Source organism: Pontibacter sp. E15-1, assembly GCF_022601975.1.
Classification (GTDB): Bacteria; Bacteroidota; Bacteroidia; order Cytophagales; family Hymenobacteraceae; genus Pontibacter.
Genome location: NZ_JAKVIR010000032.1, coordinates 1 through 14,248, shown reverse-complemented (window position 1 = coordinate 14,248; position 14,248 = coordinate 1). Strand labels below are relative to the sequence as shown.

The 14,248-nt window shown below is 55.9% G+C and carries 10 protein-coding genes; 5 read left to right on the top strand and 5 right to left on the bottom strand.

Going from position 1 to position 14,248, the window contains the following annotated elements:
• Window positions 1-117: 117 nt before the first annotated feature.
• The 5 genes from MKJ04_RS19355 (at window position 118) to araA (ending at window position 6,962) form a co-directional block, all read left to right on the top strand.
• Window positions 118-828 (top strand): NUDIX hydrolase, encoded by a 711-nt coding sequence (locus tag MKJ04_RS19355; RefSeq protein ID WP_241643319.1) that lies wholly within the window; start codon window positions 118-120, stop codon window positions 826-828.
• Window positions 829-921: 93 nt separating this feature from the next.
• Complete coding sequence (locus MKJ04_RS19350; protein ID WP_241643317.1) at window positions 922-2,643, top strand: ribulokinase; 1,722 nt, start codon at window positions 922-924, stop codon at window positions 2,641-2,643.
• Window positions 2,644-2,651: 8 nt separating this feature from the next.
• The gene (locus MKJ04_RS19345; RefSeq protein ID WP_241643316.1) at window positions 2,652-3,350 is read left to right on the top strand and encodes an L-ribulose-5-phosphate 4-epimerase; all 699 of its coding nucleotides are present in this window, start codon (window positions 2,652-2,654) and stop codon (window positions 3,348-3,350) included.
• A gap of 149 nt (window positions 3,351-3,499) precedes the next feature.
• Window positions 3,500-5,374, top strand: a complete 1,875-nt coding sequence (locus MKJ04_RS19340) for a sodium/sugar symporter (protein WP_241643315.1) — start codon at window positions 3,500-3,502, stop codon at window positions 5,372-5,374.
• 82 nt (window positions 5,375-5,456) lie between these two features.
• Window positions 5,457-6,962: an L-arabinose isomerase gene (gene araA / locus MKJ04_RS19335; protein ID WP_241643314.1), complete on the top strand. Its 1,506-nt coding sequence runs from the start codon at window positions 5,457-5,459 to the stop codon at window positions 6,960-6,962.
• A gap of 82 nt (window positions 6,963-7,044) precedes the next feature.
• On the opposite strand, the gene MKJ04_RS19330 is transcribed toward araA, so the two are convergent.
• From MKJ04_RS19330 to MKJ04_RS19310, 5 genes are all read right to left on the bottom strand, one after another.
• On the bottom strand, window positions 7,045-7,719 hold the full coding sequence (locus tag MKJ04_RS19330; RefSeq protein ID WP_241643313.1) for an HAD family hydrolase: 675 nt from the start codon (window positions 7,717-7,719) through the stop codon (window positions 7,045-7,047).
• A gap of 309 nt (window positions 7,720-8,028) precedes the next feature.
• Complete coding sequence (locus MKJ04_RS19325; RefSeq protein ID WP_410896835.1) at window positions 8,029-9,237, bottom strand: aldose epimerase family protein; 1,209 nt, start codon at window positions 9,235-9,237, stop codon at window positions 8,029-8,031.
• Between the two features lie 80 nt (window positions 9,238-9,317).
• Window positions 9,318-10,919 carry a family 43 glycosylhydrolase gene (locus MKJ04_RS19320; protein ID WP_241643311.1) on the bottom strand — a complete coding sequence of 534 codons (1,602 nt, stop codon included), beginning with the start codon at window positions 10,917-10,919 and terminating at the stop codon, window positions 9,318-9,320.
• Window positions 10,920-10,964: 45 nt separating this feature from the next.
• Entirely contained in the window at window positions 10,965-12,074 is a 1,110-nt protein-coding gene (locus MKJ04_RS19315; protein WP_241643310.1) for a family 43 glycosylhydrolase, read from the bottom strand.
• Window positions 12,075-12,153: 79 nt separating this feature from the next.
• Window positions 12,154-14,025, bottom strand: coding sequence for a glycoside hydrolase family 2 protein (locus tag MKJ04_RS19310; RefSeq protein WP_241643309.1), 1,872 nt, complete (start codon window positions 14,023-14,025; stop codon window positions 12,154-12,156).
• Between the last annotated feature and the right edge of the window lie 223 nt (window positions 14,026-14,248).

Sequence of the window (14,248 nt, the reverse complement as noted above, 5' to 3'; positions counted from 1 at the left end):
CTTTGGCCCTGCAGCAGCCTCCCGCAGCAGCCATTTTGCCAGAGGATTGCTCAGGCTTTTTCAAGTTATCAGCGCAGGCAATGTGCCGCTGAATGCCGTGTAAACAATAAAACCACTATGATGAAATACTCCGGACAAACCCGAGTACTCGTTGCCGTAGACTGTATTATATTGGGCTTTGATGGCGAAAGCTACAAGCTGCTTCTTATTCAGAGAGGTTTTGCGCCGGAGAAGAAGAAATGGAGTCTGATGGGTGGCTTTGTGCAACCGCAGGAAGGCCTGGATGAAGCGGCCAACCGCATCCTCGAGGAGCTGACCGGCCTTAAAAACGTTTACCTGGAGCAGCTGCATACCTTCGGAAGCCCACACCGTGACCCCGTGGAGCGAACCGTCGCGGTTACCTATTTCGCACTCCTCGACATTCAGAAGTATGAGAAGCAGTTGAGCCAGGACTATCATGCCGAATGGTTCCCGCTCAACGACATGCCCGAGCTGATCTTCGACCACATGGCAATGGTGGAGATGGCCAAAAACAGGCTGCGCTACAAAGCCGCCCTGCACCCCCTGCTGTTCGAGTTGCTGCCCGAGAAATTCACGCTGCCCCAGCTGCAGGCGCTTTACGAGGGCCTTTACGAAGCGACGTTTGACAAGCGGAACTTCAACCGCAAGCTCCTCTCCACGGGCCTGTTTGTGAAGCAGCACGACAAAGACAAGGAAAGCTCCAAAAAAGGCGCGTTCTTCTACAAGCTTGACCAAAGCAAGTATATAAACAATTTCCAGGCATTCCTGAAGTTCATCCCCAACCCCGAAAAGTTCCTGGCTCCCTGACAATCGCAAGTTTTCATGCGGAATGTGTGCGCAATATTTTTTATTTTTGTTAATAAGTGTTAATTTGACACAAAACTTGAAATAGAAGCGCCTGTGAAAGAGATAGCTTACGTTATTGGAGTGGATTACGGATCAGATTCTGTCCGCTCCGTGCTTGTAAACGCACACACCGGGGAAGAGGTCTCCTCCTCCATTTACAATTACCCAAGATGGCAGCGCGGGGAATACTGTAACGCCGGCATCAACCAGTTCCGGCAGCACCCCCTGGACTATGTGGAGGGGCTGGAGCACACCGTGACCGAATGCGTGCGCACCGCAGGCCCTGCAGTGGCGGCGGCCGTGAAAGGCATCTCCGTCGACACCACCGGTTCAACGCCTGTGGCGGTCGACAGAAGCGGCACCCCCCTTGCCCTGCTTCCCGCCTTCAGCGAAAACCCGAACGCGATGTTCGTGCTCTGGAAAGACCATACCTCCATCGGAGAGGCAGCCGAGATCAACGCCCATGCCAACCGCTTTGATACCAACTACCTGCAGTATGTAGGCGGAATTTACTCCTCGGAGTGGTTCTGGGCAAAACTGCTGCACGTGCTGCGCGAAGACGAGCAGGTGCGCGCGGCTTGTTACTCCTGGGTAGAGCACTGCGACTGGATCCCGTTCCTGCTCACTGGCGGCAACGACGTGACTCAGATGAAGCGCAGCGTGTGTGCCGCAGGCCATAAGGCGCTGTGGGCAGCCGAATTCGGCGGTCTTCCGCCAAACGATTTTTTTGCCTCCCTCGACCCGCTCCTGAACGGCTTTACCGATCGCCTCTTCACCGACGCATACCCTGCCGACCAGGCCGCTGGCCAGCTAAGCGCTGCGTGGGCCGAACGTTTGGGCCTGCCAGCCACCGTGACGGTGGGCGTGGGCGCGTTTGACGCGCACATGGGTGCCGTAGGCGGACAGATAGAGCCCTACCACCTGAGCAAGGTGATGGGCACCTCTACCTGCGACATGCTGGTGGCCCCCACCGCCGAGGTAGCCGACAATCTGGTGCGCGGCATCTGCGGACAGGTGCCGGGTTCCGTTATACCGGCCATGATGGGGCTGGAAGCGGGCCAGTCGGCTTTTGGCGACACCTATGCCTGGTTCAAGAACTTGCTGCTGTGGCCGCTCAAGCAAACACTGGCGCAGTCGTCCACCATATCAAAGGAAACCGCCGAGGCGCTATACCAGGAAGTGTCGGACAGGATTATACCGGAACTGACGAACCAGGCCGCGCAATTGCCGCTTTCTGAAAGCGATGCCTTTGCCATCGACTGGTTCAACGGCCGCCGCACGCCCGACGCCAACCAACTGCTGAAGGGAGCCATCATGGGCCTGGGGCTGGGCAGCGATGCGCCGCGCGTTTTCAGGGCGCTGGTGGAAGCCACCTGCTTCGGGGCCAAAAAAATCGTGGACCGCTTCAATGAGCAGGGCATCCCGGTGAAGGGACTGATCGGCCTGGGGGGCGTCGCCAGGAAGTCGCCCTACATCATGCAGATGATGGCCGACGTGATGGACATGCCGATCCGTATCCACAAATCGGAGCAAACCTGCGCCATCGGGGCGGCCATGTTCGCGGCCACGGCCGCTGGCCTGTACGACAAGGTGGAAGACGCGATGGCCGCTATGGGACAGGGTTTTGATCTAACCTACCAACCCGATGCCACGCGCACCGGATTCTACGCAAAGCGCTATGCGCAGTACAAGGCACATGGCATGGCCCTGGAAGACCTGTTACCAGCCGTGCACACAAAAGAGGTTACCGACATCCAGGAAGAAGTAGTTAGATAACACAGACCATGAGCAAATACCAACATATACAGCAAGCCGCGTACGAGGCCAACATGCAGTTGCCCAAACTGGGGCTCGTGCTGTTTACCTTCGGGAACGTGAGCGCGGCAGACCGCGCGTTGGGCGTATTCGCCATCAAGCCCAGCGGCGTGCCCTACGAGGACCTTACCCCGGAGTCGATGGTGATCGTGGATTTTGACGGGAACACGGTGGAGGGAAATCTCCGCCCCTCTTCCGACACCAAGACCCACGCCGTGCTGTACAAGCACTGGGAGAACATCGGCGGGATTGTGCATACCCATTCTACCTACGCTACCGCCTGGGCACAGGCACAGCGCGACATCCCGATCTTCGGCACCACGCACGCAGACCATACCACGGCCGACATCCCCTGCGCCCCGCCCATGAACGACGAGATGATCCGGGGTAACTACGAGTACGAGACCGGCTTTCAGATCATGAACTACCTGCAGGAGAAAGGCCTCAGCTACGAGGAGGTGGAAATGGTGTTGGTTGGCAACCACGCGCCCTTTACCTGGGGCAAAACCGCCGCCAAGGCCGTGTACAACAGCGCCGTGGTAGAGGAAGTGGCCCGCATGGCCTACCTTACCCAGCAAATCAGGCCTGATGCGCCACGACTGCAGGATTCCCTCATCAAAAAGCACTACGAGCGCAAGCACGGCCCGGACTCTTACTATGGTCAGTAGCCCCGGTTCCCTTGCTCTGGAAGTATACGCGCTGAAAATCTGCGGATTTCCGGAATTTTGGCATGAATAATAATCGAAAATTAAGATAAACGAATATTTTCTTATAAATTAAGAAAATTTTACCAACCTAAACGTTAAGCTATCTTTACATGACAGCCGGATTCTCAACAATAGACTATGTAGTCTTCATCCTCTATGCCATCACCATCCTGTTCCTGGGCCTGTGGGTTTCCAGAAATAAGCATGGGGTGGAGAAAACATCGGAAGAATACTTCCTTGCCGACAAATCGCTCACCTGGTGGGCAGTTGGCGCCTCACTTATCGCGGCCAACATTTCCGCGGAGCACTTTATCGGCACCTCCGGCTCAGGCTTCGCCATCGGTCTGGCTATTTCCGCCTACGAGTGGATGGCTGCCGTGGCCCTGATCATCGTGGCCAAGTACTTCCTGCCTGTCTTCATCGACAAGGGCATCTATACCATGCCGCAGTTCCTGAACCAACGCTTCAACCGTGGCGTGAGTACTGCCTTCGCAGTTTTCTGGCTGCTGGTGTATGTGTTCGTGAACTTGACCTCAGTAAGTTACCTGGGCGCACTAGCCATGGAAAACATCATGGGCATTCCGTTGCAGTATGGCATTATCGGTCTGTTGGCTTTCTCGGCCATCTACTCTATTTATGGCGGTCTGGAGGCAGTGGCCTGGACGGACGTGGTGCAGGTGATCTTCCTGGTGACAGGTGGCCTTGTAACAACCTACCTTGCCCTGGATGCCGTGGGCGCCGGTGAAGGTGTGATCGTGGGTATATCTAATCTGTACGAGCGAAGCAGAGACCACTTTACCATGGTGATACCGGAAGGTAGAATCTACGTGCCGGACGGCACCGGTGGACAGAAAGACGCTTTTATTGACCTGCCGGGTATCGCCGTGATTGCGGGTGCCATGTGGGCCACCAATTTGGGTTACTGGGGCTTTAACCAGTACATCATCCAGAAAGGTCTTGCTGCCAAGAGCATCAACGAAGCCAAGCGCGGTCTGTTATTTGCCGGTTACCTGAAAATCTTAATGCCGATAATCGTGGTAATCCCGGGTATCGCTGCTTACGTGTTGTTAAACGCACATACCCCGGAGGAGCTTGCGCAGATCTTGGGCAAGACAGTTGCCGAGATGGGAGCCATCGAAAAGTCTGACCAGGCATACCCGTGGTTGCTGAAGAACTTTGTGCCGGCTGGCGTGAGAGGGCTTGCCTTCGCTGCCCTTACAGCAGCTATCGTTTCTTCGCTTGCCTCCATGGTGAACAGTACCTCCACCATCTTCACGATGGATATTTACAGCCCTTACTTTAAGCCAAACGCATCCGGCAAACAGCTGGTAAGAGTAGGGCGCATCGTGGCTGTGGTTGCGCTGGCTATCGCCGCGCTTGTAGCGCCGCAGCTCAGTTCCCTCGACCAGGTGTTCCAGTACATTCAGGAGTACACCGGCTACATTTACCCGGGTGTGGTTGCCGTGTTTGGTATGGGTCTCTTCTGGAGACAGATCACCGCCAACGCCGCCCTCTGGACAGCCATCGCCACGATCCCGGCCGGTATCATTTTCAAGATCATCAGCCCGGACATGCCATTCCTGTTGCGTATGGGGTATGTGTTCATCATCCTTTGCCTTATCGCGTCTATTATCAGCTTTGCAGAGCGTGGCGTTAAAGTAACGGTACAGCTCCCGTCGGAGAGCAGACAGCGCAAGATTGCGGGCTATTCTTATGTTTTCTTTGTGCTGGCCGCCATCACATTGATAGCAGCAATCATCTACACACCGGAATACAGCTACTACGCCATCGAGTCGCTGTTCTTCCTGGCTGCCTTCTTCCTGATGATCGGTGTGATACTTTACACCAACGCGAAGATGCCGCTATCTGACCCGAAAGCCATTATTTCTGATCCGGTGCTCTTCAACACAGGCACGCCGTTTAATATTGGAGCCGCTGGTATCGTCCTGATTATCGGACTGATCTATTACTTCTTGTGGTACTAAGCATTTAAAATGCGTTGCGGCAAAATTGCCGCAACGCATTTTTTTACGCTGTTTTATTATTGTCAACAACACACTTTATAGTATGATAGAGTTAAAAAAATTCGAAATCTGGTTTGTCACGGGCAGCCAGCATTTATACGGTGAGGAGACGCTGCGCCAGGTGGCTGAGCACTCCCAACAAATTGCAGAGGGGCTGAACAAGGCCGGGCAGGTGCCGGTATCCGTGGTGTTTAAACCGGTGGTGAAGACCACAGAGGAAATTTACCGCATTTGCCAGGACGCTAACGTAGCCGAAAACTGTATCGGCGTGGTGGCCTGGATGCATACCTTCTCCCCGGCCAAAATGTGGATCGGGGGCCTTAAAATCCTGAAGAAGCCGCTGCTGCACCTGCACACCCAGTTCAACCGCGACATTCCGTGGAACTCTATCGACATGGACTTCATGAACCTGAACCAGAGCGCCCACGGCGACCGGGAGTTCGGTTTCATCGTGTCGCGTATGCGCATGAACCGCAAGGTGGTGGTTGGGCACTGGCAGGAGGCTGAGGTGTTGGAGCAGATCGGCAACTGGGCCCGCGTGGCCAGCGGCTGGAACGACTGGCAAGGTGCCAAGTTCGCCCGCTTCGGCGACAACATGCGCTATGTGGCCGTGACAGACGGAGACAAGGTGGAGGCAGAACTGAAGTTTGGCTTCTCGGTGAACACGTATGGCATCGGTGACCTGGTGAACATCATCAATCAGATCAGCGACCGTGAGGTAGACCAACTGACCAATGAGTATGAGGAGCGCTATGCCGTGGTGGAGGCCCTCCGCAAAGGCGGCGAGCAGTATAATTCGCTGCGCGAGGCGGCTAAAATCGAGATCGGCCTGCGCACGTTCCTCGAAGACGGGAACTTCAAAGGATTTACCGATACCTTCGAGGACCTGTATGGTATGGCGCAGTTGCCCGGCATTGCGGCGCAGCGCCTGATGGCGCAGGGGTATGGCTTTGCCGGTGAGGGCGACTGGAAAACAGCCGCGCTGGTGCGTGCCATGAAAGTAATGGGAAGCGGCCTGGAGGGCGGTAACGCCTTTATGGAAGACTATACCTACCACTTCGACCCGAACAACTCGCTGGTGCTGGGCTCGCACATGCTTGAGATCGATGAGTCGATTGCCAGCGGAAAGCCTTCCTGTGAGGTGCATCCGCTGGGTATAGGCGGCAAGTCTGACCCGGTTCGCCTGGTGTTTAACGTGGCGGGAGGCCCTGCCCTGAACGCGTCCATGATCGATATGGGCAACCGCTTCCGACTACTGGTAAATGAGGTGGAGGCCGTAGAGCCGCAGCATGACCTGCCAAACCTGCCCGTGGCCCGCGTGCTTTGGAAGCCGCTTCCGGACATGAAAACGGGCTGCGCCGCCTGGATACTGGCCGGAGGAGCACACCATACCTGCTACAGTCAGAACCTGAGCGCTGAGCAGCTACATGATTTTGCCGACATGGCCGGGGTAGAGTGCGTGGTGATCGACAAAGACACTAAACTCCGTCAGTTGCAAAACGAGCTGCGCTGGAGCGAGGTATACTATCAGATAAACAGCCGGATGTAATACAGAAAAGACACAACTACTTTGAAACAAAAGAAGCGGACTTTCGGGCCCGCTTCTTCTGTTTTATACCTTTCTGGTTCGCTTAAACGCCTTCAGTGAAGAAACCTGTGGTATAGGCATCGGTGTAATCGGCTATGTAGGCAACCACGTTGCTATACTGCGCGAAGTCTTCTTTTGGGTGGGCCGTGGTGATCACGACGCAGCGCATCCCGGCATTTTGGGCGGCCTCTACCCCTTTCGGGGCATCCTCAAAAACAATACACTCTTCCGGCGAAGCCCCTAGCTTTTCCGCCGCTTTCAGGAATGTCTCAGGGTCGGGCTTGCTGTTGTCCACATCATCGGCACTCACCAGGGCATCAAAATACTCCCGGATATCCAGGTTGTCCACCACAAAGTCGATGTTATCGGTGATGGCGGCAGAGGCTATCGCCATTTTCACTTTATTCTCAGCGGCCTGCTTCAGAAAATCGTGCAGGCCATCGATCAGCTTCAGATGCGGCTTGTAGGCTTCCTGGTAGTATTTTTCCTTCTTCAGCGAGGCTTTGTGCACCTCCTCACCGGTAAAGTGGTCGTCCCCGAAAATACGGGCCAGCACCTCGCTGTTCTTGCCATACATCTCCTTCTTCACCTCCTCCCAGGTCAGGTCGGCCCCCAGGTCATTGGTCAGAATCTCGTGCCAGGCCCTGGCATGAAACTCCATATCGTCTATTATCGTCCCGTTCAGGTCGAACAGAAACGCAGTTGTTTTCTCTTGCATATGTTTAGTTGATTTTTACTGCCTGCCACTTCGGACAGCAGGCGTTCATGGCAGCGCCATGTGCTGGCCATACCCTGTCTGTAAACTGACGATTGCGCCGAATTGTTCAGCTGGCTTCAGGTTTGGGATGGGAGCAGTGGTTATACATGCATTCTGCAATTCGCATGCTCCACCAGGAGTTGTCATGCGTGAATTATTCTAACATGCGACCCAGCGTTAATTCATTGCTGACTTTAAAAGCCAGAAAGCCGTTTCAACCAGGGCTGAAACGGCTTCCCAAATAGGCTTCTGTTTATACCAGGGTATAAATTACTGCGCGTTCTCTTTTACCGAAAACTTATACACCGTGCTGGACTTGTAAGTTTGGCCCGGCTCCAGTATAGTGGACGGGAAATCCTTCTGGTTCGGGGAATCCGGGAAATGCTGCGTCTCGAGGGCAAAGCCGTAGTGCTTGCTGTAGGTTTTACCGCCCCTGCCCTCAATGGTGCCGTCCAGGAAGTTGCCCGAGTAGAACTGAATGCCTGGCTCGGTGGTAAGCACTTCCATCATGCGCCCACTGGTAGGCTCATACACGGTAGCTGCCTGTTTCAGGGTGCCATCGGAGTTGCTGAGCACGTAGTTGTGGTCGTAGCCGCCGCCTTCTACATCCTTCACGCGGGCACCGATCGCAGTGGGCGTATTAAAGTCCATCACGGTTCCTTTCACAGCGCGCTGCTCGCCGGTAGGTATCAGCGAGCCATCCACTACGGTATACTTGTCGGCGTTAATCGTCAGCACATGGTCCAGGGCATCGTTCGCTTCTCCGGCAGCCAGGTTAAAGTAGCTGTGGTTGGTCAGGTTAACGGGAGTGGCCTTGTCGGTGGTGGCGGTGTAATCAATCTTGATCTCGTTGTCGTCGGTTAGGGTATAAGTTACCGTCGTGGTGAGTTTTCCGGGGTATCCCTCTTCCCCGTCGGGGCTCACATAGGTCAGGCGCAGGGCATTCTGGTCAGCCAACGGCTCCGCCTGCCAGATCACTTTGTCGAATCCCTTTGTGCCGCCGTGCAGGTGGTTCTCGCCGTTGTTCTGGGCCAGTTTATACTCCTGCCCGTTCAGCGTGAACCTGCCTTTGGCTATTCTGTTGCCGTAGCGGCCAATGGCAGACCCGAAGTAAGGGCCGCTTTTCAGGTATGCGTCGCTCTGGTATCCGTCCATGCTGTCGAAGCCCAGGGCCACGTCGCCCAGCTTGCCGTTTTTATCCGGCGTGAGCACCGAGGTGATGGTCGCGCCATAATCCGTCACTTTCAATTGCATGCCGTTGGCATTGGTCAGGGTATAGAGGGTCGTCTCCTCTCCCTCCTTTGTTTTGCCGAAGGCTTCTTTCTTAATCTCCATTTTCGCTTGGTCGTTTGATGCGGTGGTGGTTTCTGTATCGGCTTCGCCCGACTCCTGGCTAGAGCAGCTACTCAAGCTCGTGGCCCCGATACTTCCCGCCAAAGTTAACAGTAAAAGGGTTCTACTTACTTCTCTTTTTTTCATATAGATGGTTGGACTTTGTGACACGTTTATACATTTAAATTTAAGCATTATTAGCGTAGGTTGAGCCTGATTTGGCCGGACTAATTATCTACCCGGAACCAGTCGAAAGCGGCAGTGGCGCTGACAGGGCCTTTGGCCGTGAGCCCCACCCGCACGCCCCGGTCCCAGGGTGGCAGGTACGCGGCGTCTACAGCCTGTCCCTCGTTCAAAGAGTGCCACGTAGCGCCGTCCGCGCTCCAGGCAAACCGCATCTGGTCACCTTTATCGGTGGTGAGCTGCAGTTGCACCGTTCCATCTTCCGGCGCGGGTGTCCGGGCAAGGGTTGTCATCTCACCCCCCTTCATTGACCACAGCACCACCTCCCCGTTGCTCAATGCTATTCCCACCGCATTGTTATTGTCGCCGATGGCGGAGAGGCCCGCCATGGTGTTTGCCTGAAGCGTGCTTCTGCGGAGGGCGGTTGTGGCGGTGTAGTCGCCGTCGATGGTGCGCTTGCTCAACACGGCTCCTATTTTCTCCGGGGAAGCCTGCAGCACCAGCAAGCCGTCGCCGCCGGTATTCAGGGTATAGGCGGGTTGCTGCCCTACCGGCCACTGCCATGTGTTTGAGAGGCGGCTGGCATCAAACTCCTCGCTTACATCCCCATCTTTAGAAGCAGCGGGCCTTGCACCTGCCAGTGGCGCAGTAACGCTCGGCGACTCGTTCCTGAAATGCGGCCAGTCGTCGTCGCCCCAGACGATGGCATCGAGCAGGCCCTGTCGGCCAGGGTATACGAAGCTGTCGGTGTTGTAGGCGTGGTACAGGAAGTAGTCGCGGCCGCTTTCATCGGACACCACCGTGCCGTGACCAGGGCATTTCCAGGTGTCGTTCTGCTTCATGATCGGGTTTTGATCGTATTTCTCCCACGGCCCCCGGATGCTCTGGGCCCGTGCCACGCCCACACCATAGGTGCACTCGCGCCCGCAACACTTGTCTCCTGCGTAAAAGGTATAGAAATAATCGCCGTGGCGCACGATGGCCGGCCCTTCCACTAAACCACCCTCCCAGGTGCCCGCGTCGTTGCGGAACATCTCGAACTTTTCGCCTGTCAGGGCGGTGCGCCCCTCGTTCATGCGCTGCGCCCAGATGGGGGTGGGCAGGCCACGGCTGTTGCCGTCTTCCTTCCAGACAAGATAGAGTTCATTGGCATTGTCCCGAACCTGAAAGCCATCAATAGAGCCCACCTCCTGGCACACCAGCGGCCCGTGATCGGTATAGGGGCCTGTCGCCTTTTCAGCGCTGGCCACGCCCACACACAAGTTGCCGCCCTTCTTTTTGGCAGTGTAATAGATGTAGAATCTGCCGTTATCGTAGGCAATTTCGGGCGCCCAGAAATGCGCCTCCGCCCAGTCCGGAATCTTGTCCGGAAACACATGCCCCACAGTTTCCCAGTCCACGAGGTTGTTGGAGTGCAAAATAGGGTATAGCGGCGCCCACTCCGAAGACGTGGCTGTTGCCCAGTAATCCTGCCCCACCCGCACCACCGACGGATCAGCATAATCGCCGGCTAGCACCGGGTTTGTGTAGGTCGCAGCAACAGCTTCAGTATCAGAAGCATTCTCTTGCTGTGTGATCGCGGAATTGTTGCTGCATGAAAACGCCAGCAGACCGGTTATATATAAAACTAAGGCTTGTCTCTTCATTTTTCACAGTAAGTTAAAAAGCTGCTCCATTATATAGGGTTTAATCTATCTATGTAAGACTTGTTGCTGCCCGGCTGGCACGGGAATAGGAACACCTGCTGGCACTGGCTCCCCAAATTCCGGGCTACCATCTGGCTGCCACTCAAACTCCTGCGCCCGTATGTCTCTGGCCCAGCCCGGCACGCTGCTTTTTTTGGAGTGATACAGCAGCCAGTTTTCGGTTCCGTCCGGGGAGGTGGTGAAGCTGCAGTGGCCCACGCCCATCACCTCGGCTGTTCCCTGAAACACCGGCCCTGTTTTTTCCCAATTTTCAGGCTGCATCGGGTTAAGCAGAGTGTCCGAGAGCGTTAGTTGCCCCAGCCGGTACTCCTTCAGCCAAGACTCGCGTGTGGAGTAGATGATAAAAACCTTCCCCTGATGCTTCAGCACCTGAGGTCCCTCGTTCAGGTCCAACTCGCCCCCAGTTTCCCATGGCTGCTCCGGCGACGAGATCCGGACCCTGTTGCTGCTGATCGTCCAGGGGTTGCGCATGGTGGCCATATATAGATATTGCTTCGTTCTGTCCGTTTCCACCTGCTTCTCCCAACCCGACCAAATAGAGTACAGCTGCCCGTTCAGTTTTAGCGTCGTCAGGTCGATGGCCCATTGCGCGGCAGCGGAAGCGTATTGAATGCTATCGCCGGTGTAGAGCATGCCTTTGTCTCGATATGGCCCGAACGGATCATCCGCCTCCGACTCAAGCACCCCCGACCGCTGGTATAGAAAGGGCGCACCGGCTTTTTGGGCGGCCGCGTAGTATATATACCACTTGCCGTTGAGGTGATGCAGCTCCGGCGCCCACACGTTGCTCTTGTTCCAGCCGGAATCAGGTGTTTCCCAGACAGCCACTTTTTGGCCGAGCTCCGTCAGTTTCGCTGATTTCGATATATAAATGGCGTTGTGGCTGGCGCTGCAGAAATAGTACATCCCTTCCTTTTTGATCACCCACGGATCGGCCCCATCCGCAATTGGGTTGGTGAAATAGCCCTCCTCCGCTACGGGCTGATCTCTTTCCTGCTGTTGGTTAGGCGCGACAGCGGTTGCGCAGCCCAACAGTAGGAACTGACACAACAGCAATGCTGCCAGCCTTATATTGGATTTAGGATATCTTTTCATAACGCTTAACTCATCAGGCGCATGCCATATACGCCTACCCCACCGAGCCTCCATACGCCTTGAGCTTTACATTCTTTGATCACCGCTGGGAGGTAGCTTTCAGGTTCACCAAAGACGGATTGTAGAGCTTCTCGTTCACTTCCTTCAGCTTTTCGACGGGCACTTTTATTACTTTGCGGTCATAGGTCATCAGCCCGTTGGTCTCAATCTCCACGTCGGTGGTTTGGGTATACACCGCCGCCGACAGGCCACCCCGGATCAACTCCTCCAGCTTTTCGGTGAAGGCTTTATACCGTTCAAACAGCTCTTCGGCGTTCTTGAAGCTTTGGTAGCCCCAGTTGTCCTTCTGCTGCCAGGTGTGCCCCTCCACCGGCAGGCCCAGGCCCCCGAACTCCCCGAGCACGATCACCTGCTGCTTGCCGAACAGGTCGGGGCGCGGCATCACGGGGTCGGGGTAATTGTGCAGGTCGATGATCTGGCCGACGGGGTGGAAGTTGCCGCCGCTGGCACTGTTTACCAGCCGCGAGGGGTCCTGCTCCATCGTCCAGTTGGTGATCTCCCTGGTCTTGAACTGGCCCCAGGCCTCGTTAAAGGGCACCCATACCACAATGCTCGGGAAGTTGTGCAGCGCCTCCATGATTGCCCCCCACTCCTTCCGGTAAATTTGCTCTGAGGCCGCCGAGCGCTCCATGTCCCGCCCCTGCCCTGTAATACCGGGATGGTTGCCCCAGCGGGCGCCCAGATCACCGCTGGGCATGTCCTGCCATACCAGCATGCCGGTTTTGTCGCAGTGGTAGTACCAGCGGGCGGGCTCTACCTTCACGTGCTTGCGGATCATGTTGAAGCCCATCTCCTTTGTCTTGTCGATGTCGAACACCAGAGCCTGCTCCGTGGGTGCGGTATACAAACCATCCGGCCACCAGCCCTGGTCGAGCGGGCCATACTGAAACAAAAACGCATTGTTGAGCAGCATGCGCTGAATGCCGTTCGCGTCGGGGGCCATGCTGATCTTGCGCATCGCGAAGTAGCTTTTCGCCTCGTCCAGCACTTTGCCGTTCCGCACCACCGCCACCTGCAGGTCATACAGAAAAGGGCTTTCGGGCGACCACAGTTTGGGTTTGTCCAGTTGTAGCACGACCGGGGAATTGGCGCCGGCTTCCTGCTCGGCCACTTTCCTTTTCCCGTCCCAGGCGGAGATGCGCAGCCGGTCGCCTGCCTGCATGTGCTGCACGTCTGCGGCTACCGTGATAGTTGACTTGTCGGTGTCCGGGGTTTGGCGGGTAGCCTGGATATAGGTTTGCGGCACCGCCTCCAGCCATACCGTCTGCCAGATCCCGGTTACCGGGGTATACCAGATCGACTCCGGTTTCTTCACCTGCTTGCCGCGCGGCTGCGGGCCCTCATCGCTGGGGTCCCAGACGCGCACCGCTATCTCCTGCTGGCTCCCGCTTTTCAGGTATGGTGTGATATCAAAAGAAAACGGATCGTAGCCGCCTTCATGCGTGCCTGCGGACTGCCCGTTCACATACACGGCACACTGCCAATCCACGGCCCCGAAGTGCAGCAGCGTGCGCTGCCTGCGCAGCTTGGCGGGTATACTGATGCTTTTCCGGTACCAGAGCACGCTGTCTTTGCCCACGGTTTTGCCAACCCCCGACAGAGCAGACTCAATGGCATAAGGCACCAGTATCCGGCCCCGGAAGGCGGGTGGCATGTTCTCCTGATCCGCTTTTGGCGCAAGGGCATAGTCCCAAAGGCCGTTCAGGTTCTGCCAGTTTTCGCGCACCAACTGCGGGCGCGGGTACTCCGGCAAGGGGGCGGCGGGATTTACGTTTGTCGCCCAAGGAGAGGTGATCTTTCCTTTTACTGGGCTCCAGTTTGAGCTTTGCGCCCAGGCGGTGCCTGTTTGCAGCAATAGGAAGAGGAGGAAGAGTAGTGGCGTTTTTTTCATGTGTTTGTCATGACGGTTTATGTCCGGTTTGTAAGTTCTACTCCTGTCAGCAGGGGTCATTTCTCTCCCGTTCTCCACACCGGCAAACCAACTGGCCATATGCCTTTCCATACCCTTTCCCCTGCTTTCTATCAACTGCGTTTTCCTTAGAAGCTGTTTTAAAACCTATTAAGGCCTTTTTAACATAATAGAGATCATCGCCAAATAGACCATGCTCTGGGCA